This window comes from Lacticaseibacillus zeae DSM 20178 = KCTC 3804, from assembly GCF_000260435.1.
GTDB lineage: Bacteria > Bacillota > Bacilli > Lactobacillales > Lactobacillaceae > Lacticaseibacillus > Lacticaseibacillus zeae.
The window spans coordinates 20,208-45,875 of the sequence record NZ_BACQ01000054.1 but is presented as its reverse complement, the minus strand read 5'-3'; the positions used below and the strand labels follow the sequence as shown (position 1 = coordinate 45,875).

At 42.5% G+C, this 25,668-nt stretch carries 34 protein-coding genes and 1 pseudogene; 33 read left to right on the top strand and 2 right to left on the bottom strand.

From position 1 onward, the window contains the following. The 28 genes and pseudogenes from GSO_RS18440 to GSO_RS10955 form a co-directional block, all read left to right on the top strand. A partial coding sequence (locus GSO_RS18440) for a hypothetical protein (protein WP_010492156.1) occupies window positions 1-290 on the top strand: 290 nt, incomplete at its 5' end. Beyond that, window positions 290-1,009 carry a DUF4176 domain-containing protein gene (locus GSO_RS16245; protein ID WP_010492154.1) on the top strand — a complete coding sequence of 240 codons (720 nt, stop codon included), beginning with the start codon at window positions 290-292 and terminating at the stop codon, window positions 1,007-1,009. The genes GSO_RS18440 and GSO_RS16245, both read left to right, overlap by 1 nt. Beyond that, window positions 1,009-2,307, top strand: coding sequence for a T7SS effector LXG polymorphic toxin (locus tag GSO_RS11095; RefSeq protein ID WP_010492152.1), 1,299 nt, complete (start codon window positions 1,009-1,011; stop codon window positions 2,305-2,307). Before GSO_RS16245 ends, GSO_RS11095 begins: the two co-directional genes overlap by 1 nt. Window positions 2,308-2,322: 15 nt before the next feature. Beyond that, window positions 2,323-2,979 (top strand): DUF443 family protein, encoded by a 657-nt coding sequence (locus tag GSO_RS11090; RefSeq protein WP_010492151.1) that lies wholly within the window; start codon window positions 2,323-2,325, stop codon window positions 2,977-2,979. 27 nt (window positions 2,980-3,006) lie between these two features. Next, a complete protein-coding gene (locus tag GSO_RS11085) occupies window positions 3,007-3,303 on the top strand; it encodes a DUF4176 domain-containing protein (RefSeq protein WP_010492149.1) in 297 nt (98 codons plus the stop codon). 179 nt (window positions 3,304-3,482) lie between these two features. Next, window positions 3,483-3,776 carry a hypothetical protein gene (locus tag GSO_RS11080; protein WP_010492147.1) on the top strand — a complete coding sequence of 98 codons (294 nt, stop codon included), beginning with the start codon at window positions 3,483-3,485 and terminating at the stop codon, window positions 3,774-3,776. After that, window positions 3,776-4,495, top strand: coding sequence for a DUF4176 domain-containing protein (locus GSO_RS15935; RefSeq protein WP_010492145.1), 720 nt, complete (start codon window positions 3,776-3,778; stop codon window positions 4,493-4,495). The genes GSO_RS11080 and GSO_RS15935 overlap by 1 nt, the downstream gene beginning before the upstream one ends. After that, window positions 4,495-5,931, top strand: coding sequence for a T7SS effector LXG polymorphic toxin (locus GSO_RS11070; protein ID WP_010492144.1), 1,437 nt, complete (start codon window positions 4,495-4,497; stop codon window positions 5,929-5,931). The genes GSO_RS15935 and GSO_RS11070 overlap by 1 nt, the downstream gene beginning before the upstream one ends. A gap of 35 nt (window positions 5,932-5,966) precedes the next feature. After that, a complete protein-coding gene (locus tag GSO_RS11065) occupies window positions 5,967-6,602 on the top strand; it encodes a DUF443 family protein (RefSeq protein ID WP_010492142.1) in 636 nt (211 codons plus the stop codon). Window positions 6,603-6,772: 170 nt separating this feature from the next. Beyond that, window positions 6,773-7,399, top strand: coding sequence for a hypothetical protein (locus tag GSO_RS11060; RefSeq protein ID WP_029345589.1), 627 nt, complete (start codon window positions 6,773-6,775; stop codon window positions 7,397-7,399). 2 nt (window positions 7,400-7,401) lie between these two features. Next, complete coding sequence (locus GSO_RS11055; RefSeq protein ID WP_010492139.1) at window positions 7,402-7,986, top strand: hypothetical protein; 585 nt, start codon at window positions 7,402-7,404, stop codon at window positions 7,984-7,986. Window positions 7,987-8,600: 614 nt separating this feature from the next. Further along, the gene (locus tag GSO_RS11045; protein ID WP_010492138.1) at window positions 8,601-8,858 is read left to right on the top strand and encodes a hypothetical protein; all 258 of its coding nucleotides are present in this window, start codon (window positions 8,601-8,603) and stop codon (window positions 8,856-8,858) included. Window positions 8,859-9,289: 431 nt separating this feature from the next. Further along, window positions 9,290-10,819: an LXG domain-containing protein gene (locus GSO_RS11035; RefSeq protein ID WP_138117959.1), complete on the top strand. Its 1,530-nt coding sequence runs from the start codon at window positions 9,290-9,292 to the stop codon at window positions 10,817-10,819. Between the two features lie 2 nt (window positions 10,820-10,821). Next, a complete protein-coding gene (locus tag GSO_RS11030; protein WP_010492135.1) occupies window positions 10,822-11,406 on the top strand; it encodes a hypothetical protein in 585 nt (194 codons plus the stop codon). 515 nt (window positions 11,407-11,921) lie between these two features. Further along, window positions 11,922-12,509, top strand: a complete 588-nt coding sequence (locus tag GSO_RS11025) for a hypothetical protein (RefSeq protein ID WP_010492134.1) — start codon at window positions 11,922-11,924, stop codon at window positions 12,507-12,509. A 542-nt stretch (window positions 12,510-13,051) separates the two neighbouring features. Beyond that, on the top strand, window positions 13,052-13,840 hold the full coding sequence (locus tag GSO_RS11015) for a hypothetical protein (protein WP_010492131.1): 789 nt from the start codon (window positions 13,052-13,054) through the stop codon (window positions 13,838-13,840). 86 nt (window positions 13,841-13,926) lie between these two features. Then, on the top strand, window positions 13,927-14,130 hold the full coding sequence (locus GSO_RS11010) for a hypothetical protein (protein WP_010492130.1): 204 nt from the start codon (window positions 13,927-13,929) through the stop codon (window positions 14,128-14,130). Window positions 14,131-14,237: 107 nt separating this feature from the next. Beyond that, window positions 14,238-14,909: an enhanced serine sensitivity protein SseB C-terminal domain-containing protein gene (locus GSO_RS11005; protein WP_010492129.1), complete on the top strand. Its 672-nt coding sequence runs from the start codon at window positions 14,238-14,240 to the stop codon at window positions 14,907-14,909. 273 nt (window positions 14,910-15,182) lie between these two features. Continuing rightward, a complete protein-coding gene (locus GSO_RS11000) occupies window positions 15,183-15,839 on the top strand; it encodes a DUF443 family protein (RefSeq protein ID WP_010492128.1) in 657 nt (218 codons plus the stop codon). 188 nt (window positions 15,840-16,027) lie between these two features. Further along, window positions 16,028-16,168: a hypothetical protein gene (locus GSO_RS17845; protein WP_155807533.1), complete on the top strand. Its 141-nt coding sequence runs from the start codon at window positions 16,028-16,030 to the stop codon at window positions 16,166-16,168. A gap of 13 nt (window positions 16,169-16,181) precedes the next feature. Further along, complete coding sequence (locus tag GSO_RS10990) at window positions 16,182-16,673, top strand: DUF443 family protein (protein ID WP_010492127.1); 492 nt, start codon at window positions 16,182-16,184, stop codon at window positions 16,671-16,673. Between the two features lie 160 nt (window positions 16,674-16,833). Beyond that, entirely contained in the window at window positions 16,834-17,469 is a 636-nt protein-coding gene (locus GSO_RS10985; protein ID WP_225358793.1) for a hypothetical protein, read from the top strand. 206 nt (window positions 17,470-17,675) lie between these two features. Then, window positions 17,676-18,473 (top strand): DUF443 family protein, encoded by a 798-nt coding sequence (locus GSO_RS10980; protein WP_010492125.1) that lies wholly within the window; start codon window positions 17,676-17,678, stop codon window positions 18,471-18,473. A 15-nt stretch (window positions 18,474-18,488) separates the two neighbouring features. After that, the gene (locus GSO_RS10975) at window positions 18,489-19,148 is read left to right on the top strand and encodes a DUF443 family protein (RefSeq protein WP_010492124.1); all 660 of its coding nucleotides are present in this window, start codon (window positions 18,489-18,491) and stop codon (window positions 19,146-19,148) included. A gap of 149 nt (window positions 19,149-19,297) precedes the next feature. Then, entirely contained in the window at window positions 19,298-19,849 is a 552-nt protein-coding gene (locus GSO_RS18515) for a type VII secretion protein EssB/YukC (protein ID WP_044112918.1), read from the top strand. 7 nt (window positions 19,850-19,856) lie between these two features. Then, a pseudogene (locus tag GSO_RS18510) lies at window positions 19,857-20,194 on the top strand (type VII secretion protein EssB/YukC); the annotation flags it as partial. Window positions 20,195-20,257: 63 nt separating this feature from the next. Further along, complete coding sequence (locus GSO_RS18295) at window positions 20,258-20,566, top strand: hypothetical protein (RefSeq protein WP_010492121.1); 309 nt, start codon at window positions 20,258-20,260, stop codon at window positions 20,564-20,566. A gap of 96 nt (window positions 20,567-20,662) precedes the next feature. Beyond that, window positions 20,663-21,070 (top strand): Got1/Sft2-like family vesicle transport protein, encoded by a 408-nt coding sequence (locus GSO_RS10955; RefSeq protein WP_010492120.1) that lies wholly within the window; start codon window positions 20,663-20,665, stop codon window positions 21,068-21,070. Window positions 21,071-21,666: 596 nt separating this feature from the next. On the opposite strand, the gene GSO_RS10945 is transcribed toward GSO_RS10955, so the two are convergent. Then, on the bottom strand, window positions 21,667-22,386 hold the full coding sequence (locus tag GSO_RS10945; RefSeq protein WP_010492116.1) for a Panacea domain-containing protein: 720 nt from the start codon (window positions 22,384-22,386) through the stop codon (window positions 21,667-21,669). After that, window positions 22,386-23,003 (bottom strand): nucleotidyltransferase family protein, encoded by a 618-nt coding sequence (locus GSO_RS10940; RefSeq protein WP_010492114.1) that lies wholly within the window; start codon window positions 23,001-23,003, stop codon window positions 22,386-22,388. The genes GSO_RS10945 and GSO_RS10940 overlap by 1 nt, the downstream gene beginning before the upstream one ends. A 232-nt stretch (window positions 23,004-23,235) precedes the next feature. On the opposite strand from GSO_RS10940, the gene rpmG reads away from it, so the two are divergent. From rpmG to GSO_RS10920, 5 genes are all read left to right on the top strand, one after another. Beyond that, entirely contained in the window at window positions 23,236-23,385 is a 150-nt protein-coding gene (rpmG, locus tag GSO_RS17060; RefSeq protein ID WP_075760979.1) for a 50S ribosomal protein L33, read from the top strand. Window positions 23,386-23,404: 19 nt separating this feature from the next. Next, window positions 23,405-23,575, top strand: coding sequence for a preprotein translocase subunit SecE (gene secE, locus GSO_RS10935; RefSeq protein ID WP_010492112.1), 171 nt, complete (start codon window positions 23,405-23,407; stop codon window positions 23,573-23,575). A gap of 102 nt (window positions 23,576-23,677) precedes the next feature. Continuing rightward, window positions 23,678-24,232 (top strand): transcription termination/antitermination protein NusG, encoded by a 555-nt coding sequence (gene nusG / locus GSO_RS10930; protein WP_010492110.1) that lies wholly within the window; start codon window positions 23,678-23,680, stop codon window positions 24,230-24,232. A gap of 9 nt (window positions 24,233-24,241) precedes the next feature. Continuing rightward, window positions 24,242-25,087, top strand: a complete 846-nt coding sequence (locus GSO_RS10925) for an alpha/beta fold hydrolase (protein ID WP_010492107.1) — start codon at window positions 24,242-24,244, stop codon at window positions 25,085-25,087. 52 nt (window positions 25,088-25,139) lie between these two features. After that, complete coding sequence (locus tag GSO_RS10920) at window positions 25,140-25,583, top strand: nucleoside 2-deoxyribosyltransferase (protein WP_010492105.1); 444 nt, start codon at window positions 25,140-25,142, stop codon at window positions 25,581-25,583. Window positions 25,584-25,668 lie beyond the last annotated feature (85 nt).

The following is a 25,668-nucleotide window of genomic DNA, read 5'->3' as shown; positions in this document are numbered from 1 at the left end:
GGAAAATCAGTTATTCATCAGATGAATGGCAGTCAGTTGTAGCTAAAGCGTCGAGTGGCAACTCGTCAATTGCGCCGGGAAAAGGCAGTTCAATTTCGAAAACAACCCTGTCGAATTTCCGGGATTTGTACACCGAGCAAGAGACGATTCAAACATTAGTCCTGCGTTACGTTGAATATGTGGAACAAGACACCCGAAAGATGAGTCGTGTTGGGCATAAGAAGCAGGCCGATGATGAAGCGGATGCACGCGAAACTAGGGCAGGCGTGAATGACAGGAGGACTCGTTGATGGATAAAGGACAAGGCAATGACAATCTTGAGATGTTGCGCGAGTTGCTTACGGCACATACCTTCAATAATGAGGTTCAGGTAGATGACCAGCTATTGTCGTTCTTAGTCCAGATCGGGCATACCAGTCAACTGCTACGAAATATTTATCGGGCCATTCGACGAAGAGAAGCAACGTATGTGTATCAGCCGCTTCTTGGCAGTTCAATCGAATTTAAATTTAAATATGACGAGCAGCAGGTGACATTTCAAAAAGCGACCATGGAGATGTCAATCACAATGGATGATTTCTTATTTCTCTTGGGATCGGCTGATGCGGTGTATGCGCCCGTCTTACCTCTCGGCACCGTTCTGGTTTTGGACAAGCGAATGCTTGCCCCTGAAATCACCAAACCATTTGAGAACAAGGACTTTAAAGTCCTGATTACTGGCAGGAAGATCCCCTTATCAGGAGACTACGCTAACTACCTTATTGATTATGTTACGCGACTGTGGCCGTATGGTGAACTACCAGAAACCGAGCCGCTGATGGTTTCAAATATGATGATCGAACGAGTCGACCAGTTAGGGCCGACAGATGAATTTGCCGATGGATTTTCAGAGAACATTCTGCACACGAATCAGTTGGTGGAAGGGCGACTGTCAACGGCATTTATGGCCTCAGCCTTGGCCAAGAAACTAGTTGCAGCTATCCAAAATGAAGGGAATGAAACAGCCTAATGGGATTTCATGTTGATTTAAAAGAAGTGACTGAAGCAGGCAAAAGCTACCAAGCTAAAGCCAAAGCGGTGACGGAACAGATCAATCAAAGTGGTCTTGCTTTGGGCCATGTTGCCGATTCAAAGGCGCTGGAAGGGGCGACTGGCCGGGCGATCGGTCAGGACATTCGCAATATTCATTTACCGATAGCGACGGCCTTGGTTGATTTGTATCGGGCACTTGATCTGGCGTTTCAGCAAGAGCAGGAACGTTTTGCCGCAACGGTCAAAGAAACCGATACCAGTGCCGTCATTGATGAAGATACGCTGGATAGTCTCAGTCAGCGGTTGGATCAATTGCGACAGGAGAAAGACCAACTGGACAGCCAAACCAAAAACATTTACCGCGATGTCGAAGATATCATCAGCCTCTCGTTTCCCTCAACCAGCAAGTTTGACCACGAAGCTAACGACACACACGGTGTCCTACAACACACGAAGACGTGGGTGCATGAGTTTGAAGCGCAACAAGGAACTTTGGACAATCTTCATGATATTGAAAGTAAAGTTCAGAGCAAGCTTGGGGAAGCCGAAGGCATCGTTGGCAACGCCTTTTCGAGTTCCAAGTTGATGAGTGTGGCGTCCTCCACCAGCTTTAGGACTTATGTCAAGCAGAAGCAGGGGAGTCTGGAGTGGCAGGTTGAGAAGATGCGGCGGATGGACCAGCAGAAGAAGTGGATCAAGGGAGTTGAGCAAGGTCGAGAGTTCTACGAAGATGGAAGTGTTGATAGTTGGCCTGATTTATTATCCGCGGTCGGTCAGAACGTTCTCAGGGAAGGTGGACAAAAAACAATTTCCAATGGGTTGACTACTACTGGCAAATACCCTGGCGTCATGGTCAATGATTCATTACATACTTATGATGTCGGGCAAGGAATGATTAAAAATGGTCAAAAAATGGCAGGAATAGGTGAGAAAGTTGGCAAATGGATGCCAGGAGTTGGTTTCACCCTTGGGACTGCAGATGATTATTTTAGCGGTCGAAGAACTTTGGGAAATGCGGTTGTATATAACGGAGTCGTCACGGGAATTGGTTGGGGTGTAAGTAGCCTAGTAGCAGTTGCCCTTGGTCCTGGAATTATTACTGTTGGGGTAGCTATTGCAATGGCGGCAGCTGTAACTTTTGCATTTAACAAGCTTTATAAAAATAATGTCTTAGGAATAAAAGACAGATTAAACGAGGGTGGTAAGTTTTTTGATAAAAACATAATGCCTATACTTAAAGGCGCTTTCAGCCCGACAAGCCATGTTTATATTTGATTGGATGGAGAAGATATGGGAGATATACATTTTAAATATGTCCACAGAATGATACGATACGAAGTCGCGGAAACGGATAGTGGTGATTATTATTTGGTGGATATGGGAGTGCCATTTCTAAGTTGCTTTTGGCATCTTTACAGTTTCTTTTCACCAAGAAAATGTTTTGCCATTTCGAAAGAGAATGCTGAAAAGTTAACTCAACAATCGATCAGTCTTTCAGCCACCATATTGACAGCAGGAATCCTAAGTACCCTTGTCATTCGTTTTATTGATCGAAGCGACGGAATGTGGATTATGCCATTTGAAGGTGGGGCCAAGATCGTTATTTTAGTAGTCGTTGGTGGGCTTGTTCTTTCTTTGTGGCTGTTTCTCTTACAACAATCTAAAAGGAAGATCAGTTCATTTGGAATATCATTAACAAACGACAAAGCAAAGATGATTCAATTTAGGCCGACAAGATTTTCAACGCTTATTAAGCAGGCGGGCGCTATGTTACTTTTATTGACAATCTTAATTGCGAGCATTTTGATCGTTTTGCAACCCAAAACAAGTTTTATCTTTTTAGTTATTTATGGAATCTCTTTTCTCTGCTTTATCAGCTATTCAGCACGATCCTTGCGTGAAGGAAGCAGTTTTGTTGCTAGGAATAAGTCAGAGGAAAAATTATAGACAATGTTAACGAAGGAGCAATATTTCATGTCAAACATATATCCACTAGGTTCAGTTGTAACCCTTAAAGACGGTACCCAGAAAGTCATGATCATTGGTCGCGGCGTTGTTACGAATGGTGACGAAGGCAAGGAGTTCTTTGATTACGTTGCCTGCTTGTATCCTGCAGGCATCTTCAATGAACAGATGATCTACTTCAACCAAGAGAATATTGACCACTGCTTCTTTAAGGGCTTTTCTGACGAAGAAGAAGCGGCATTTGATGAGGTTTATCCGTCATTGGTTGCAAAGTTACCTGAAGATGTTAAGCGAGGAGAGGTTTGAGGGATTCTTTACATAGGGCGTACTGTTCGGAATTCGTCGGAATTGTTGAAAGATTGTACGATCCAAAGCATCAACACCAAGATCGGACTGTAGGAAATGTAGACTGACGTGATGGACAGAAAGGTTAGTCAACCAATCGAGCAGATTGCGAAGCTCGCAGCGGAATAGGAGGAACGACGATGACAGGGAAAATCAGTTATTCATCGGATCAATGGTCCAAAGTGGTCAGTCATGCCGCTAGTGACAATGAAGCGGTGACGCCGGCAAAGGGCAGTGAAGTCGCGAAAACCAGCAGTCGAAACTTTAAGGCCCTTTATGATGAAGAAGCCGTCCTCGGGCAGCTTTTAAAGCAGTATACGGTCTATGCAATGAACGATACGACCAAGATGCTAAGTGTCGGTCAAAAGATTCAGACCAATGACGAACAAGACGCCCAGGCAATCAGTCGTGCTAGCGTTCGGAGGATCAAGTAATGGCAGATACCGTCAAGTTAGACAATCAAAAGATGCTTCAGGAGTTAATGGCAAACCACGATTTTGCGCCTAAAACAGTCGTTGATGAAAAGCTGCTTAATATCCTGATGCGACTGGGTAACAGCGGTCAGCAATTGCGTCGGTTGTATAAGAGTCTCGCTAAGGGTGCCGATGCCTATACGTATAAAACCTTAGTTGGCGATGATATGGTCTTCAGGTTTCGTTATCAAGGCGATCAAATCGAAATCGTCAAGGGCAACGAACACGTTAGCTTAAATGGCAATGATTTTATGTTTCTTCTAGGCTGTGTTGATGCGGTGTTTAGTCCCATTTATCCGATTGGCACGGTGCTGATCCTTGATAAAGATCTTTTGGCTTCAGAGCTGACCGAACCGTTTGTGGATCGGCCGCTTGAAGTGGTGATTACCAGTCGCAAGATTCCCCTTGAGGGGGAGTTTTCCAACTACCTAATCGATTATTTGGCAAGGTTCTGGCCGTATGGGGAGATTCCGCATACGGATCCGCTCTTTATCACGAATATGATGATTGAACGCGTTGAGATGATGGGGCCTGCCAATCAGTTTGAACATGACTTTTCAGAGAAGGTCTTACGGACCAACCAGCTCGCCTTGAATAAACGATCCGCTGCGTTTATGGATAGTGAGGCGGCAAGGAAATATGTTGGCGCCATTCAAGACAGGAAAGAAGATGAGGGTTAATGGGATTTCACATTGATATGAGCGAGGTTCACGAAGCTAAGGAAACCTTCGCGGACAAAGTGAATGCCTTATCGAAGAAACTCGATGATTCAAGCGTATCATTCGCTCGAATCGCTGATTCGAAAGCGCTTGAAGGCAAAGTCGGTGACGCGATTGCCGATGACGTGAATAATATTCACCTGCCGATCAGTGTGGCGATGCGCGATGCTTACAAGTTACTGGTTGATGGCTTCAACAAAGAGATTGAAAGCTTCGCTTCAACGGTTGAAGAACATAGTCAGAGCGCGGTCTTGGATGAGGACACGCTCAGTTCGCTCAAGCGCCGACTGGATCAACTGGCCCAGGATAAAGACAGTCTCGATAGCAAGACCCGGAGTATCTACACCAGCATCGATAACATTGTTGATATCTCGATGCCGAGCCACAGTGCGTTTACTCGCGAATTATCCGACACAAAAGAAGTTCTGACGCACACCATTAATTGGGTGCATAACTTTGAAAGCCAATTCGACGGATTAAGCGCGCTTCAGGATCTGGTTTCCGCCACCCAATCCAAACTAAACGCGGCCAACCGGATTAAAGGGCTGGCATTTGGAAGTTCTAAGTTCAACAGCGACGTTGGCAATGCCGATTACCGAAATCTCGTACAAGCGCGGGATAAAAAAATGCGGCAACTCGAAGAAGTTAGGACAGAGAAAGCAGCGCGGTTGCGAGGCGAAAAGGAATTTGCCAAACAACATCATCTTGATTGGGGCGGCTATGTTTCCCTTTTAGAGAAAGGGCATGTCAGTAGCTTTAGAGGCTATCTAAAGATGGTTGGTTTGTTACAGGAGTACCTCGGTTCGACTTACGCCATGAAGAACGCGACAATGGGGCCGAAAACAGCATCGGGTGACCCCGGTTTTGCGATGACGGACACAGTTGATCCTGCAAGAGATGTTGGTACCAAAGTCGCCCAACGCGGGAAGACACTTGCAGACCTTGGAGAGAAGCTGGGTCACGGTAAGATTGGCGGAGGGATCACAATGGCTACGGCGGGTCTGGGTGTGGCCAATGACATGCTAAATGAGCATAAGAATTTGGGCCAGGCGATTGTGCATAATGGAGCAAGTGTTGTTGTGGGGTCCGTGGGGGGTAAGATCGGCGGAGTTGTTGTTGGAGGCGTTATTACTGCACTTGGTGGCCCAGCAACCTTAGCAGCGATTGGGGGCATCGCATTGGGTATGGTAATTAGTGCAGGATTTGCACAGCTATATAATCGTAACTTTATGGGTATGCAAACTGCTCTTGACGGGGTCGGAAATACAGTACAAAAAAGTTTAAACAATATTTGGAAGAATCTCACCAAAAAGACACAGTGGGACAAAGTGAACTACAACTACCAAGGGGTACCTTGGTATGAGACAAACCAAGGTATCGGAAAATCTACGGATTAAGCTGATATAGGAAAATATACAAGGACGTGAATGCATTGGAAGCAACAATAAGAAACCTTGTTGGAAATTATCGTTATAAAGTTGCTGAATTGCCAGATAATACAGGCTATCTTATAGACTTAGAAGCAAAAGCGCAAGATTGGCTTAGTCCATTTGGAGACGGATATGTTAAGAGAAAAAGTTATCCATTAAAGAAAGAACAATTAGACAAACTAAAACTTGAGGATCCCAATCCAACTCCAAGAACAATTGTAACTGGAGTGCCGATTATTGTAACGATAACTATTGGATATGACTTCATTAGACAATACCTTACGTTCGATATTTCTAAGAATTTAAGAATGACCATCTTGGGTTTCATATTGCTACTCTTGGTATTCGTAAAAGTAAAGTTAATGACTTCGAGACGGGAAAGGATGGAATCCTTGATCGGACGACTAGAGGAGCCACGAAATATTCGCTTTCAACTAAAACAAATAAACCCGAGGATCTTCTTTATAAAGTTGGTTGCCTTTATTATTAGTATAGGAAGCACCGTTTTCCTAACCCTCCTTTTAATATACCTTGATTTCGATCTCCTGACCCTAATTTTATATGCAACATTTTCGTTTTTCTCATTAAATCTTTCGCTGATAAGCTTTGCGATCAATAAGAAATATTATTTTCGTTGATTGCTTTAAGAGAGACAAAAACGATTCGTAGTCAATGACTTAGAAGAGGGAGTCGTTACAAGTAAAGATGCTTTTAAGAATGCTCCATCCATGAATGAAGATCGTTAATTATTTACCGTTGTTTTTTAAATTTAAAAGGAAGTGGCACAGCAACGCCATTGGTAGTAGCCATGTTTGGTGCTAATACGGCGTTTTCAGCTCTTGATCTGCTTGGGAATATTCGATCCGCACAATTGAATAAAGATCAAGCCGGACCAGTTGAAGGCCTTATGCAACAAGCTCTCGGTAAGAAAAAGGGATCGTTGGTTTACGGAACTGTAGAGTTAGCAACCGCTGTCGTTGGATCAGGGAAAGCAATTACAAGTTTGGCAGATAAGGGTTACTTGATTCAAACAGCAAGTAAAGAAAGCGTAGTTGATGCGTACAGAAACTGGAGTGCCATTGACGGCCGTGTGACAGGATTAAAGATGGCAGGCTATACGGCAAGCAGTAATATTCAGATGATGCTTCGTCCTGTATCAGTGTCTAACAACGGGCATGTGTTGCCACAATTAACCGAAGTTGCAAGGGAAAGTAAATGGTCAGCAGGCCTTCATGGCTTAGGGGCATACGGAGAGGCCGGTGCAGAGGAGTTTGGAAAGAAATATGTCAACGACAAGATTGATGATGAGATTACGGATCCCGTTGCTAAGAGTTTTCCAACACTTGGAGGTAAAGTAATCTTCAGGTCAGGTATCAAAGCATTCGAGAAACACGGAGACAACGCGTTTATAGATACCATTGAGGGGGAAAAATGACGATGGATTGGTTTATGCGATCAGATTTGGCAATGGAACTGGGAATTGTCCTGTATGTCGTTTTTGAAATTTTGGCAGTCCCGATAGTGTCGATTTTGACGGTGCACAGGAAGATAAGCAATGTTATGCAAGGTGTGACGATATTTTTATCTTTTATTTTAGCTGTGGCAACGCCAATACTCGTTGTGACACCTTTGGGATCTTACTTGCGTGTGCCAAATGAAAGTTTTGAAATATACATCTCGGTACTCTTTGCGATCATGATAGCTATTCCCTTCATCATTGTCATGGCTATTGATTTGGGTATGCTTCATTGGTTACGGAATCCACAAAATAAATATCACGATCAGATTGAATACTTTCAATCGGGTAGTATTGTTTTTTTGATGCAGGCTCTGCTGATTTTTGAATGGTGCTTTTTACTCGGCTCTTTAGCCGCAATTTATTATGTGATTAATCCCCCAAAGCAAATTTACACTATATCTAAAATCCTTATGTTACTTTCTTTGCTGGTATTTCCCGTTATTCTTTTGAAGGCTTGGAAAGGTTTATTGCGACTAATTAAGAAAGTTGGCGGAATAAACTAATAATTGCTTTTGAAGCATGTGTGAGAAGCATTCCGACAATTTAAGAAAAGTGATCTCTGCGTTTAGAATAGTGCGCTTGGGTTTAGTACTAAGATTGGAAATTTAATCATTCTTATTAACCTTGTTGTCGGGTATATCCGGTATGGCAGAAAGAGGACCAAATGCATATGAATGAAATCTTCGCCTCTAAAATGGTATTTTATGTTCTCCTAGTACTTAACATAGTTTCTGGACTGCTAACGCTTCCTGCATTGGCTGTGATGATAACACATAATATGGAGTCGAAATCAAAGCGGGCTTTCTGATTAGCCTCTGCCTTTTTGGTAGTTTCCTTTGCTCCTCTTGTTATGGCTTTTTCTTTAAACCAAAACTGGGGCTTCTTTCGGGCCGATCATGTTTCGTTTCATTTCCCTTTATTTTGGTTCTTATGGTTACACAGTAAGAACAGAAGAGCGGTGGTAGTTCTGACAGGTATAAATAAGGAAAAACTGGTATTTTCGGTATCCGGGTAGGAATGGTCTTTTACGTTTTTGTGGCCTATCCGTAGATCGCAATAAAAATTGCCAATCGATTAAACGGATTTATGCAGAGAATAGCCCAAGCGTAATGGTTACTTGGCTATAATTCCGGAAATCATCAAACAAAAAGGAATGGTGGAAGACATGGATTTATACAAATGGATTGAGCTTATTATTCTTACTGTTCTTGTTATTGCATTGTATCCAACGTGGCGGAAGAAGGTAGCGGAGAGTCCTGATAAAAAGGCATCACAAATGTGGTTTACATATGTTTATTGGTTTTTTGTCGGTCTAGTAGCACTCCGGACGGTTGCTTCCATTTTGTTGGCAGCAATGACGGGTATGGTTTTTTAAAGTCAAGTAGGGAAAGACAACAAACAGGCCGAGCAGGATAATGTCAGCGATTAACCTGACAAGATTTGGACATCCGAAGTTATGGGTATACCAAGGTTTGGAGGAACGAGTATGGATTTAACAACGTGGCTCAAATTAATTCTCATGATAGGTCTAATGGTTACGTTGTACCCAGTTTGGAAGAGAACGGTAGTCGAAACACCTAATAAAACAGCTTCGGAAATTCCGTTTACCTATGTTTATTGGGGAATGTCCGTACTGATAGTCATTATTACGATCTACGTGATTTATGTAGCGATATTTTAACTAGGTTACGTATTCCCTAGAAATGCGGTCAGTGTCCTTCTAATCTAAAAAGATTTTGACCATATGAGATTACCTTAAGGAGTTTATTTTTGTGAGAACTTAATTGTGATTTAAATAGACGAGGAGTGATTGATATGGCAAAGAGTGCAGGCGATCAAATTGATTTCGAACGATTAGTCGAATACCAACGTGATATGCATCGGGGCCTTGAACGACGCAAGGAAAAGCTACAAAGCCTGAAAAGTGCACTGACGAATCTCGGGCATTCGCCAAATTATCAGGGAACGACAGCGGATGCGGTCAGAAGCTACATTGATGAAGTTCACGTTTCGGGTATCATTAATAGCTTGCTGACGCTGATTGAAAGCTTTGAAATCGTCTTGGATGATTATGTTGCCGAATATCCGGAAGTTGATGGTGGTGAGAGTTTTCGCCTTATTGATCAGGATTACGAGGCGCTGCAACGCAAGATTAAAGAAGAAAAACCAAAAATCACGCCAATTAGGAGAAGCGTCGTCAATACGTTAGATGCCGTAGATGACATTATCTCAACATCTGGCCGTAGCAAAGTTAGTGCATACGGGGCCTCACTTGAAGATCATTTAAGCAACATGAATCACTTAATTGATGATCAACAGGAGAAGTGGGGCATGTATGAAGTTGAGCACGCCCAAGATACAGATGATCTGCAGACGATGATCACTAAGATTCGCAGCATGATCGCCCAATATGCAAATGGGAAGCAACCAACTTTAGATCAATATCAGGCAGGTGGTTTTGCGGCCTTAGTCGGGCAAGCTTTTCTCGAAGACATGAACAGCTTAGCCGAACAAAATCGACAATCTGCCAATATGGATCGTGGCGCACTTAAGTTGATTCAAATCTACCGGAAAGATCAGAGAGATTATGACAAAAGGATTGCTCAGCAAAAGGCACAGGAGCAGCAAGATCGGTGGTCTAAAGTATGGGTGAATGGCTTTTTCCTTGCTGTTGGCGCAGCCCTCACAGTTGCGACCGCTGGTGCGGCAACACCACTCGTAGTAGCTATGACTGCTGTTAGTACCGGGTTATCAGCATCTGATTTAGTAGGTAACATTAAATCAGCGCAATTGAATAAAGACCAAGCTGGATTAGCCGAGGGATTCATGCAACAGATGCTTGGCAAGAAGAACGGCTCAACGGTTTATGGATCCATAGAACTGGTTACGTCTGTCTTGGGATCGGGGGCAGCTGTTACCAAGTTGGCAGATACGGGATATTTGGTTCATGGAGCTAGCAAAATAAGTGTCTTGGATACGTACAAGACTTGGCATGAAAGCGGTTTGGGTGCCCGAATGGCATGGGGCGCCGTTAAAAGTAATGTCGGAGTCATGGCTAGATCACTAGGCTGTATAGGAAAAGGCAAAGCATTAACCAAAGCAGCAGCAGGACATAAGTTCTTGACAACAGGTGCAATTTCCAAGGTTTATGGAATAGAAACGGCGAAAGAGGTTGGGAAGGACGCCGTTAACGACAAGATTGATGATGCGATTACCGACCCTGTTGCCAAAAGTATTCCAACGCTTGGCGGAAAAGTAATCTTCAGAGCTGGCATAAAATCATTTCAGAAAAATGAAGATAAAATATGGACTACGGCTATTGGCGGGAGGGATTGACGATGGACTGGGTTATGCGATCTGATTTTGCTTTAGAACTGGGAGTTGTCCTGTATGTTATTTTCGAGATTCTTGCTCTTCCGCTAGTGTCAGCTTTAACGGTTTACAAGAAGATTGGTAGTATGGCGCGCGGGGTGATAATATTTCTATCATTTATTTTATCCGTGGCGACACCAATACTTGTCGTTACACCTTTGGGGGAGCATTTACATGTTCCGGATGAAAGCCTCGGGATTTATATCTCAGTTCTTTTTGCAATAATGATAATGATTCCTTTTATCATTACTTTGGTTATTGATTTGACTATGCTTCATTTGCTGCGAAATCCACAAAGTAAGTATCATGGTCAGATTGAATACTTTCAGTCAGGGGGAATTGTTTTTCTGATACAAGCCTTACTGCTTCTTGAGTGGGGTTTTCTGTTTAGCTTAATGAGTGCAATTTACACCGTGATCACTCCACCAAAGCAAATCGAAATTTTATCAAAAGCTCTTATGGTGATTTCATGGTTAGCCTTTCCTGTTGTTCTCATCATGCTTTGGAAAGGAGTAATGGGAATAATTAAGAAAGCTGGAGCGACAAATTAGCCATTTGGTTCTGTAGCCGTTTAGAAAAGCAGTTTTGATATTCAGTGTCTGGCGATTTAGGTTGAGGTTTTCAACTGTATTTCAGTTACTTTACAGTTATTCCGCTCATTCTAACGCTGTTAGTTAATTTGTTCATGCTGAAAGATCCTCAGACCAAAGGACACGACCAAATAGAATATTTTTGGAAGGATAGCGGCATAGTATTCTTAATACAGACATGTTGCTTTTTGCTGGTTCAGCGGTATTTTATTTACTTGCGGCGTTTTACACGAAGATAAATCCACCTAAGCAATTTCGGATAGTAGTTATAGTCCTGATGTTAGCTATCTTTTATAGCTTGTCCGATCGTTTCAACAAGAATTTGGAGAATTTCCCTGTTGATAATAGATCGTGTCGGCAATAGTTTGAAATTATGAAGATATTAGCCGAGTAGAGTGATAACGAGAAATAATTAGAGCCTTATAAAGTTAAGGAGACAAGATGTTGATAGATATCATTGAGGGGGAAAACTAACGATGGATTGGTTTATGCGATCCGATTTGGCGCTAGAATTGGGAATTACCCTATATGTCGTGTTTGAGATTCTTGCGGTTCCAGTAGTGTCTTTGTTAACGGTTCACAAAAAGATTAGCAGTATTGTAAGGGAAACAATATTTTTTTCTTCATTTGTTTTGGCTCTAGCTGCGCCAATTGTAATTGCAACAACATCGGATTCTCAATTATTACAGTTGAATGACGATGAATTCAACGTTTATTTAACGATTGTAATGGCGTCTTTAACAATGGTTTCGTTCTTAATTACGTTAACCGTTGATCTAGTTGCACTCATTAGATTAAGAAAATCACGCGGCTCTATGCATGATCAGATAAGGTTTTTTAAAAAAGGTAGTGGAATAGCTTATTTGGTTCAAGCCATGTGGCTACTATGCGGGATTTTTACGTATCCGATGTTTCTTTCAATATACAAAGGGACTGAATTTTATAAAGAAAATACACAAGTTGGTTTTGTTGTTTTTTTGATTTCCTTAGTGTTGTTCCCCTTTGTTTTAATTAAAATCTGGGGATTGATTCTGAAATTGATTAACAAGTTAAGTGCTGAATAAAAAATATTCCGAATGAACTTTCAATAAAACAGGATTGATAAAAGGACAGCTAAAAAATGCGTCATATAGGTCGGCGATTACATGACAGGATGCAGAAGAACAAACATCTAAATCCAAGACTTTCTGCGCCTTGACCGGATTACGATGCGAAAACCCATTTAAGGAACGAGTGGCGGTTCATAGATACAATGATCTGCGATGGTTTCTACCTTGTATTCCCGCTGGGGCTTATGTTAGGTGCCATGTGGATGCGTTTATGGATTCTAAAAATATTATGTGGCTTGGTTGTTTGGATATTCAGATCAATTATCAAGTGGAATATTGAAGACTATCAAGCGTATGTCCGAAAGTGGATTCGAGAAGGAAGGCCAAAGCGGGAACCATCGGAAGATGATCAACCGACGATCTGGTACCATTTCTGACGTTTTAGAACTTAAAGACAAGTGCGTCAACTGAACGCAGCTTGGTTCGCTTGCTTGGATAAGCGTCTTAGGCCGGCCACTAGTTGAAGGCAAATGCCAACAAAAAAGGAAGTTTTATACATGAAGCAATCAAAAATTTGGAACAACATCATCCGCATCGTCTTGCTTGTCGCGCCCCTGTTTCTATTCGGGATCTCATTTATTCAAGTTAACACAATGTTCAGCTTTATCATGTCATTTCTCGCTATCTGGGGCGGACTTGCATGTTACTTAGTTCTTCTGCTTCTGGGGAAGGTACGCGGATTAGCGGACGGAATCGGAGGCCTTCTGTTTGTCTTCAGCTTGGTTTGGCACATTGTTGTGAGTCTCAATGGTTATGAAGATGCTATCTTGCCGGTATGGATCACGATTATCATCCCACTGTTAATGTTTTTAGGCGGGCTGACCTATTTAATACTCGATATTATCCTTCGTTGGCAGCGAACCGCAATTACTGAGAAGGTTTCATTAAGAGATAACATCATCGTCGCTGTCACGATGATCGTGATCCTGTACCCGATCATGCACTTAAGCCGCTGGACATTGCCCTATGTCGATCAAGGTAGGGCCATTCCTTACTTTACGGGTAAGTTTCTGTTCAGTTCAATTGCCATCATCCTGTTGATCGGCCTCGCTGTTTATACGCTCATTACCACAATTCGCTCAAAACGTGGGATTGGTTCGGTTACCGGCTCAATGCTTGCCATTCTTAGTAGCCTTACTTTCGCATTTGGGTACTTTTTCATGCCGACCCTCTTTTGGACAGGGATTCAACAAGTTGCGTTATTGGTTGCCGTTATCAGTATCGTTGTCACGACACCGCCAAGTAAGAGGGTCAGATTTGCGAAGGAAGCGAAGGCACAAGGATGAAGAGGAGTGGAGTATCCCGTCTACTGCATTTGTACAACGTTAATTTATAATCTGAACATTATCAAACAAAGAGGAATGGTGGAAAGATGAATTTATACGAATGGCTTGAACTGATTATTCTCATTGCGCTTGCTGTCGGGTTGTATCCGGTGTGGCGTAAAAAGGCAGCAAACAATCCCGACAAGAAGTTTTCAAAGATGTGGTTTACATACACTTATTGGTTTTTTGTCGCTATAGTGGCTCTTCGTACGGTGGCTTCAATTTTCTTGGCATTGATAGGGTACAGATAAACAAAACCAGTACGGAATCAGGAGGAACGATGTCATTGCGGTTATCTTTCTTGTAAAGATGGCTGCTGTTAGGAATTCAACAACAAATGTGTCAAAGGAGGAAGACAATGGGACTTTTCGATCGCTTCAAAAAACAAACTGAGCCAACAAACTTTTTTAAGGGACCTAGGAATGAAAAGGGGTTTCAGCAAGTCATTGATTGGCTTAAGCAGGCAAATGAAATCATTCTGGTTTTAAGCCATGACCGCAAGATGAAGATTGGCAAAGACGGACAAGGTGCCTTGTTTTTGAATGCCTATACCGATGTCAGCCAAATTCAGCCGATGCTTAAAAAAGGCGATGTCATTGCCACCATGACTTTTGAAGGGCTCCAACGAATCTTTGAAGAAAATGGAGACTTATCCTACCTTTGGTTAAATCCGCATTCTGATAGTGCCCAAGTTTACCGTTCACTTTTTACGCCAAGGCACACCTTTTCTGAAGGAGAGGCTATCAATATCGGCTTACCTGCAACACCACCAAAGCCAATCATTGATTTGCTGGAGGACTATGCTCGGCGTGACAGCGGCGTTGCGGCGATCTATTTCGGCTTGATGCAGTCAAATAATGAATTTAGCTATCTGGTCTACATTGATAGCCCGAATAATCACGAGATTGTTGCGAAGCTGGGACCCCAGATTAAAGCACTTTATCAGTCCAACAACATCTTATATCCAGTGGATTTTACCTACGAGAATTTTATGGATGATGCGAAGTACTTGATCTATCAACAGGTTTGAAGGTGTTGATCTTTGTTTCAAGCTTTATACGATTACAGAAAAGATTGGTATGGCTAAGCATGATCTAATGTCACCACAAATTTCCAAGATAATGTACTCCCTCTTTTCAGCTTAATAGCTTTAATCAGGGCTTAATGAACTTTCACAAGTGTCTTCAAAACCTTGTTTATTAAAGTTTTTAGACCATTTGGAAGGGTTCAGGTTTCATCCAGACAACTTTAGATTATGCGAGATATAACGGCGGCGTACTTTAAAAATTTAGAAGGGTCGACTATGTTTGAAACAAGAGTAGAACCGGTTCTGGGAAATATGCGTTATAAAGTTCTTCGAAATGCTGATGGTTCTGGGTACTTGATTGATCTTGAAGCTCGCCCAATAAATTGGGTAGATCCTTTTGGAGAACTTTTCACCAAAAGGAAAGCCTTTCTACTGGATGAGGAGCAGCTCAGCAATGTAAGTATCAATACAAAGCCGGTATCCAATAGCTTAAAGACTTCGACTGCAGTAGCAGTTGGTTTTGCGGGAACCGTTTCGTATCGAATTATCCGCAAAGACATTGCTATGTCACCCTCTTTTGCATTCAGGGCCGTTGTACTTACGCTGATAGTCCTTGCAGCAGTTTTCTTTAAACTTCATGTTATGCATAGAAGAAAGATTAAGATTGAAGATAGCATTGGCAGGCTAGATGAGCTTCCAATCGTATACTTAAAAATGAAACAAAAGGATCTTTCGATGGTAGTAAATAAGCTGGTGATAGTTATCTTCAGTCTTATACTGTTGGTCTTCTTTCCATGCGTGTTACTTTTTTCATGGTTTGACCCAATTTGGATACTGATGACCGGTGCAATTGTACTTTTTGTAATAGCCCTTTCAACAATCTCAGTCTCGTCAAACACCGTTCAGTGTGTTAAAGAAATACACAGAAAGTAAGCCTAATGGAAGGAGGCAAATTCCGTGGAAGCAACGATAAAGAATCTTGTTTGAAATTATCGATATAAGATTAGCTGACGCAGTAAAAGCTGCAACTCTACAGTTCATTTGAACCCGTTAGATGACTGAATCGCCGTTGGAACTGATGGCACAGATCGCTAGCTCGTGGAGAACGAGGAGGTATATGAATGACAGAAGTAATGATCAAAACCCTCAAAGGTAATTACCGTTATAAGATGGCTGAGAACCCAGATGGAACGGGATATTTAGTGGATTTGGAATCAAAGATTCAACACTGGCTTAATCCTTTCGGGGGATCATCTGATTAAACGAAAATGCTTTATGTTGGATAAGGATCAAGTGAGAAGAATTGGTGCCGTTGGGGTTAAATATAATGCTTCATCCTCTAATGGTGTGGTGGGCATTGGGTTATTTTTGGCTGTTGTTTATCGGATTGTCGGGCGATATATAAGTATTGACCTAGCGAAACCTCAGCGTGTAACGATCATAGTCCTATTCGCTTTACTCGCTCTCGGGCTCAAAGTATTTATGATGATAGAGAATGGTAACAAAATAGAAATGGAAATAGGATCACGCCAAAAGTTAAAAGTCGTCTATATGAAGTTTAAAAGACATGATCCTAAGCTTTTTCGTGCAAGGTTAGTTGGGTTGGTCTTTTGCCTTGTTGCGGTTTTATCTTGTACCTACGATCTAATATCGGAGACCTTTGATGTGATACTTCTATTACTAGATTGCCTTTTTTTCTATTTTTTAGTGAACCTTTCTCTGGTTTCTTTAACTCAAAATTCTAAATATCAAATTTCGAGTGATTGACCATCTCATAGAGAATAAAGTGATCTAATAATTTTTTGTTGATACGGCTAGATCATCTCCGTCAATTATGGGTTCACCGTGAACTGGGGCGGCTGAAACAGCTGAACTTTTAAACAAAATCAGTAAATGATTTAAGTAAGGGGAAGTGAATACGTTGGAAGTGACAATAAAGAACCTTGTAGGAAATTATCGATATAAAGTTGCTAAGCTGCCAAACGGTGCTGGATTTCTTGTTGACTTGGAGGCAAAGCCACTTGATTGGATTAGTCCCTTTGGAGGCTTGTTTGTTAAAAGAAAGTGTTATGCATTAATCCAAGATCAGCTAGAAAAGCTTGATCCAGCTGGGCGAGAGAAAAAACCAGAAAAGACTGCTAATCTTGGATGGTTTGTTGCAAGTGCCACTATCATTTACCGCTTTCTCAAGTCCTATTTGACTTTCGATTTACCTTTTTTAGTAAGAACAACGAGCTTAGTAAGCATCTTACTTGTATTAGTGGTACTTAAAGTAAAATATATGATCTCTAGAAAGCGAAGGATCGAAGCAACACTAGGGCCATTGATAAAACTAAACCAAGTTTCTTTAAAGCTAAGACGACTAGATTTCAAATTATTTTTGTTGAAAGCTACTGTCTTTGCGATTTGCGCAGGAGCTGTTGTGATTTTGTCATGTACAATAACGCTATTCAGTTTTGATGTTTTGTCAGTGGCGCTTTATACTGTATTTCTTTTCTTCCTTTTGAATTTATCGCTAATGACGCTTGCTATTGATAAGACTTATGAAGTAAGTCCGAGTTAGCTGACATGGCCTCACGGATGTCGTTGCTATACTGACATAACATAGATACTAAACGAGTCAGAGGTATCGTGACAATAATTAAATTTCAACCGATTTATAAACACTTTCGGTATGTGGGTCAGGAGTTTTAACCACAGATATCGGTACACTTTTAGCAGCGGTTATCCGTTAAACAAATAGTGTACTTTCAGTTAAGTGGAGGAACAATGATAAAAGTAGAATTTCAAATTGTTTATAAAGGCTTTCGGTACGAGATCGCTGAGACTGACTCTGATGAGTTTTACATAGTCGATATGGGAATACCGATTGTTACTTGGTTCTTATGGATGTATAGTTATTTTAGACCTCGGAAATGCTATTCAATTTCGCATGAAACAGCAAAGACAGTTCTAAGCCAAGAGAAAGTTAATGCAATTCCCGGCGTTTTAGCTGGGGGCTTAGGTATATTTTTAACGAGCCTTGTTCGTTATACAAATAATAGCTGGTCTGTTGCTTGGGAGAAAAATACAAAGATTGTTATTATATCTGTTGTTGCAGGGCTAGTCATGTTGATTCGTCTCTGTTATATGATTGAGGCGAAAAGAAACGCGCTGAAGGCGGGAGCCGTTTTAAAAGCGGAAAAATTGAAAATGTTACGCTTTAAACCACTTGATGCGAGCATAGTAGCGATATTGTTCCTTTTAATGTTGGGTGTAGTCGGAACCTTGATTCTATTTGCCGTTATAATTCTCGAACCAATTTTCAATGTGATTTTTATATTTTTGTTCGGCGTGATGTTCCACGTATACATTGCCCTCTCGTCCAGAGTATTGTCGCCTGGACGCACGTTTATCCTTTATAAATACAAAAACAGCAAGCATGGAGAGACTATGAACAGAACAATGATGAAAGTTGAACTTGTGAATATTTTAACCGCTCCGCATTGTAAGGCTTCCAGGCGTTCATATTTTCTCACAATGTCAATTGTCAACATTATTCGATTATTAAAGGTCACACTTGGATAAGTCAAAGGAGAATATATGGAGAGCGCTAAATTTAAATATGTTACAACGAACTTTAATTATGAAATTGTTGAGTTATCTGATGGCACAAGTTACCTCGTTGATATGGGAACACCAGTGATCGCGTGGTTAACTTTGGTAGCAGGTTGTTTTATTCCAAGAAGATGCTATGCGATATCTAATGAGGATAAAGCAAATATTCTGAGATGGGAGAGAAAGAGAAGTAAAAGTAGTTATACGGGTTTCGCAACAGGGATAGCTGTCCTGATAAGTAAATTTAGTGAAGACTATGAGGACATGTTATCGTTTCATGTAACACTATTGCCCAAAGTATTCTTGATATTAGCTGCTTTAATTGTTCCGTTTGGTGTCAGAAGCATTTTTGTTCATAGAGCACAGCAAATGATTGTGTCAAGAGGGGTTGATTTGACTAAAAGAGAACAGTTCAAAATTAGATTCTCTGCAGGGCAAGCCAAACCTTTGCTTAAACAAATTTTATTGGCAGTGATTGTTTGGGGGATGCTTTCAGCTCTTTTTGCTTTTTTATTACAATCTAGTATGAACATTGTTGAATTTTTAATGTTTGGGGTGCTGTTCTTTGCCTTATTAGGCATTACTAGCACTTGTTTTCGCGAGGATAGTACATATTTTGTTCGCAAGATAGAACCTTTAAGATAAAGTATCGCCATACATCTTATACCCATCATACATTCATCGCTGTGTTAAGACCGGTTAAATAAATCAGTCAAGATGCCAGATTTGATGGCGCATGACCGCTGATCATTGCGATCAGGACAAGCTTGCTAAACTGATTGTTCGGTAAGCCAATGATTTTAGTCTTTAACAAACGACAAAGGAAGCGTGAAACAACACATGGACAAGACAATGAAGCAAATGGAGACGAATTCCATTTACAGTACGACACCAGCAAGATTACCGCGGCTATTCCACGGACGCAGGTCAGTGCGGAGAAAGATGAGTTAGAGGCAGGCTTGACGCCGGATGCCAATCCTTTGTCAGGAACGGTCACGATTCAAGACGACAATGTGATCTGGACGTATCAGCGTCCCAGCGGAACCAAGACAATTGACGAATTGCGGACACAGCTATCCCGAGTTGAACAATTAGCGTTACTTTCCAACCTGACGCAGTTAGAGAAATTCAAACAATCGCAGGTAACCGTCCTTATTCATCCCGATAGTCTAGTCTTCAATGAAAGTTTTGTTCCATTTGTGATCCATCGCGGCCTGTGCGACGTTGTACCGCCTAAAGCCTCGACCGCTGAACAACTGCTGGCTCAATACAAGGCAATTGTACTGTACGTCATGGCAAATCAAAGTGACTTTGAAAAAATGCACAAGGTGACTTTACCCGAGTGAAGGGAACCTGTTTAAGGCCATTATCGAAGCAACTGACTTTGCCGCGATTAAAGCTTTAATTGATCAGAATGTAGCAATCGAGCTGGAACGCACGCGGATGACAAAAGGGTCTGGGCAGAAGGACCATGGTCGTTTTTACCGGACTGGGTTCTATACAGCTTTGGCGGCGGTCATTGCTCTGATTGCGGTAGTTGTTTACTTAATGGCCTTCAAAGCGCCTGCTGATGCTCGCATACAAGCCAGTGAGGAAAGTTATCTGAAGGCAGACTATGCTGCCGCTATCAAAGACCTAAAAATGAGCAGCCGGGAAAGTTATCAAAGGTCCAGCAATACATTCTTGCTTCGTCCTATATCAACACTGAACACCTTGGTTCCGACCAGAAGAGGAATATTCTGAAAAATGTTCTGATGATTCTTCTTGCCCTGATGATGCCGCTAGACTGGTTTATCTTGGCACCACGTCGACGTCAATATTCAGAACAGGAAGCAGTCAGAAACCTCATACTCGTTCAGGGCCTCATGCTCTTGGACTTATTGTCAGCTATGGCCATTGTTCTTTATAAGATATTCTTTAAGTCTTCTGGCTCAAGTGGTAGTGGTGGTTTCTTTGACAGTGGCTCATCTAGCGGTGGTGGCTTCTCCGGTGGTGGTTTCTCTGATGGCGGTGGCAGTAGTTTTGGCGGTGGTGACTTCGGTGGCGGCGGTGCCGACATCTAGCTTTTTGAGTCAGAGGCGCTACGCATAGTTGTATCAAATTTTCTGGTCACAATGAATAGCTGGGAATGCAACCATTTAAGAAGGGGCTGACGAAGAATGCATCAGACAGGCCATTGGTTTCACGATAACTTGCAGAAGAATAAGGGTATGAGCTCTTTCGACATGGATCTGGTTTGGCCGGATTACGACGCGAAAACTCACCTACAGAACAAACATCGGTTCATCGGTTCGCTAATTTTCGATATTTCTTTCCTTGTCTTTTCTATGTGGCTTTTGGTATACGCGTTGATTGATCATTCGTGGATCCTAGCTCTAATATTTTGCCCGGTGGTGTGGACGGTGGGATCGTACCTCAAGTGGAATATTGAGGACTATCGTGCGTATACGCAAGAATGGATCCAAGCGGGTCGGCCAGAGCAGCAGGTGAAGAAAGACCCGCAAGACGATGATCAAGACGATGGCAGACCCGGACCACCCCAGCCACCAATCTGGCATCATTTCTAGCATTTATAGAGGATGAGAAAGTGAATATTCAACAAGCTAAGGAAATAATTGAATTCGAAGGTTTATTTGCCAAGAACTTCTTTGATACATCGCATTTACATGCAAATGAAGTTGCTACACTACATTCCAGACGATGATTCCTCTTAACACAGAAGATCATAAGCAGGATGAGTCGAAACCTGCTGATAAGCAAGATACGCAGCCATCAACCCCGACCAATCCGAAAGAGAAAGGCAAAGTAGTGGCCGACTTATCCAGTAACTTGGCCAAGGGATTGCATGATGTAGTGCCTAAGCAGCTTACCGTAACCCACGCCCCTGCGTCTGTTACAGAGGAGAAGAAAGTGATGCCACAAATGGGCGATCATAAACAAAGTGGTTTGATTATTCTGGGTGCACTAATGGTAACGGCCTCAATCGCATTGGGTATGTTTGGTTTGAAGGGACGCAGAAAGACTAGCACGCGGTAAAGGAAGATTGGCGTTAACCAAGCAGTCTATGATTTTTATTGCAACAAAAAAGTCCCGAGGAATCGGAACTTTTTGTAAACTTAGGGTTCACTTTTCAATCTTAGAGTTACAGTGAATCCCCAAAATATCAAGAAATTTGTTCTTTAGCATGATACCTTTTAATCATATCATCTGTGATGACAGCATTGTAACCATCTTGATGGGCAACGGACCAAGGCGTTCCCGTTCGATGAGTTAAATTAGCAGCCTCGTTGTTCATCTCTTGAAAAGTGTCACTATAACTGCGAACGACATGATCAATGACAGATGACAGCTTAAAGCCCTTAGGAGATCCTAAGACTTTTTCTTCATAGTTATAGTTTGATTCCATACCTTCACGGTCAAATTTCCGCTTCTTATAAACATCGTAATCTACCGGGCCATTTTCAAATGCAACGAAAGAAGCACGAAATGGTGGCTCGCCGAATTTTGTCAAAAAATCGGCGTAGACGAAATAAAGTAGTTTTTGCAATTTATAACTCGAAGCATGCAATCGTCGTTCTAGATATGAGGCTACATCCACAGAATCTAGGCTTTGCACGATGTGGACACTTTCAACGAAAGCGTCCAGCTGGTCGCTTAAAATGAATTGTTTAAAATACGGGTTATATGAGACAACGGACTCATATGAAGGTGCATCGGTTGGTATTATTTGGAAGCTAACGGAAGACTTGTTGTCTTCACCATCAAGTGCCGTGATTATTCTAGCTTTCTCGGTAACGATTTCTGCGTCGTTCTTGGAAGAAAAGTGATAGGCAGTTGCTTGTCCGTTAGTACGGTTCAAAGCAATTAGGTGAATGTACGGCATTAATCTTTGTCCTCCTTCCGCTTTTCGTGCATGTCATGTGAAAAGAGATTAGCCTTTTCATCAGCTGTGTCCCAAATTTGCAGTTCCCAGGGAAACTGAGTATTGCTGGGGCTTATATACAAGTGCAACCCATGATAACTGGGTGTATCATCTCTTATATAAGCTCGCCTAACCATATTATCAGACTTTGACCCGTAATAGTCTAGCAGTGAGTTCTCAAAACTTCTAAAATTTGGAATAATGAGTCTGGCTCCAAAAAGATCATTAAATGTTTTGAGCACGTAGTATGGCTGCAATTTGTTGAGGTACCAATGCATTTTTTTGAAAAAGGAATCCTCAAGCTTTGTTCGATAATTGAATTTACAAACATGCCAGTCTTGATCTATCAAGGGCACCAGATCCGTTTCAAATTTCACCCAGTCGCTTAATCTATCTCGATATCTTAGTGTAGTAGCGAGAAAATTCGTGTTTAAAGCTAACGTTGAGATTTTCGTGTTCTTTAGGTTGAACGAAGTGATACTTGGATCAGCGTAAAAAAAGCCTGAGAATTCATTATGAAGCCTTTCAACGACTTTAACGTGCTGTTTGATCAAAGTAATGCTTTCTAGAGAATCCATGAATAACTCCTCCATGTGGACCTAATCATAACGTAAGCAGCAAAGGAATGCTAGACAGAGATACACAAGTTTTTGTGCTCTTGGTGTCCATTTTGTGTTGGACGTTTATCCATAGAAAGATCGTTCATTCGAATAGATAATTCAAATCAAGCAAGCCGAAACCTAAAGCCGGCACTGCTTGCTATTCAAACATAATCTTGGTATCATATTGGACGTGACTGGAGGGAACAAGATGTCAGTAAAGAAAGTTGCTTTAGCTTGTTCGGTTTGTGGGCAACGGAATTATTTTGTTCCCGAAAACCCGAAGCGAACGGAACGGTTAACTTTAAGAAAATTTTGTAAACATTGTGGCCGGGTAACGGTTCACCAAGAAACCAAGTAATAATGGAAGGAGCAGACTGATGAAATTTATCAAAAGTGTTTTTGCGGAAATGAAGGCTGTTACGTGGCCGACCGCGAAACAGACACGGCGTGATACGTTTACCGTCATCATGACTTCCATTATCTTTGCCATTTATTTTGCGGCGGTAGATTGGGTCATTAACATGATCTTTCAGGCGTTCTTGTATTAAAGCCTGACAAACCGCTTCATCTTTGCTATACTATGAGCAGCGCAAAACCGCCTTCGATGACGGTTTTTTATTTTGACTCAAAACACAAAAAGGAGACGCATTATGGCTGAAACAGTAACATCGGCAGAGAAGCATTGGTACGTGTTGCACACTTATTCCGGTTATGAGAATAAGGTGAAGACGAACCTTGAACAGCGGACGACCAGTATGAATATGGATGATTATATTTTTCGGGTGGTCGTTCCTGAAGAAGAGGAACATGAACAAAAGAATGGTAAGGATAAAGTTGAGATGAAAAAGACTTTTCCTGGCTATGTGTTGGTTGAAATGGTCATGACTGATCAGTCTTGGTTTGTGGTCCGGAATACGCCGGGAGTTACGGGGTTTGTCGGTTCGCATGGGGCCGGTTCAAAACCAGCACCATTGCTGCCGGAAGAAGTTGCCAGTGTGCTGCACTCGATGGGCATGAGCACGCGTCATCAGAATGTTGAGTTTGATGTGGGCGAGTCAGTGACGATTATCGACGGTGCCTTTACCGGCATGCATGGTAAAGTGACGGCAGTTGATAAGGATAAGATGAAGTTGAAAGTTGTTACGGAAATGTTTGACCGTGAAGTGACAGCTGAATTGGACTTTGATCAAGTCGACAAGCTGTAGGTAACGCGTATGAGCGGCTGGTTCTGGATTCTTGTGACGCTGGGCGTGATTATCGTTGTCGGTAGCCTTGTAGACTATCTTTTGTTGGCCCGGACTGGCTACGCGCCGGTTCCGCTCGTGATGGATCCAACGCCGACGTTGTTTATTCCCGGGCATCTGGGGACGCGGTATTCGTTTGGCCATATGTTGTGGCGTATGCAGCGGCGTTATGGCTTAAGTAAGGATGTCGTGGCGATTGTCGCCCCGGATAGCAGCGTTCATTTGCGTGGACAGTTGAATCTGAATCACCACGCCGCCGTTCAGGTGTTGTATACGGACAAAACGGTGCGGCCTGCTGCCCAGTTGCGCGGGTTAAAGCATGTGATCGCCGCTTTGCAGGAGCAGCAGGCGTTTACCCGGGTTAATTTGATCGCGCATTCGATGGGCGGGGTGACGGCGGTGCTGTATTTATTGAGCCAACCTGCTGTTCCGGTGGCGAATCTGGTGACGATTGCTGCACCGATGAATGATGTGGAGGTTGCGCGGCGTTCGCCGATTCTTAATTGGCCGTTGACTCGTCAAGGACCGGAGCACACAGCGCCGATCTATCAGTATTTTCAACGTTCGATTACCAACTTGCCAGCAGATTTGCGGTGGTTGAATATTGCTGGGGATTTGATGTTGGGTGGACGCCACGATGGCGAAGTGGCGATCAGCAGTAGCTTTGCCGTGCGGTATTTAGTGAAGGATCGGATCAAAGATTATACCGAAGTTGTGATTCGCGGACCGCGGGCAGCCCATAGTCTACTACACGAGAATCGGTTGGTGGATCATGATATCGCCGAATATTTATGGCAGCGGCAACGCGACTTTTAAGTGCTGCTGAGTTAAAGTTTTGCGGACAGAAGCCGCCCAGGAGGAAATGAACATGGCAGAAGTATATTTGGCTGCACCGTTTTTTGATCCTGCTCAGATTGAGCGGCTTGATCAGGTTTTGGCAGCTTTGCATGCAAATGAATCGGTCACCGCTATTTTTTCACCGCGCGATGACACGAATAAGGCTGGGCTGACGCCGAACTCACCAGGGTGGCAGCGGCAGGTGTTTGGTGAGGACATTCAGGGACTGCACCGCTCAACGGTTTTAGTCGCCATTCTGGATTATGTCGGTGAAAACCCCGATCCGGGAACGGCGTTTGAGATCGGGTACGCCTATGCGCACCACATGCCAATCGTGGCGCTTCAGCTTGGCGAGATGAAAATGAATCTGATGCTGGCAGGGTCGATTACCTGCTTTGTGAATGATTTGACCGAGCTTAAAAGCCTTGACTTGGACCATGTGTTAGTGCGGCCGTACGTCGGACCGGTCTTTTAAATCCACGAATAGATCAGATGTCGCCAGCGTTTTCTTGCGCTGGCGATTTTTTAATTTCGCCTGTATTTTTAAAAAGCCGTGCAGC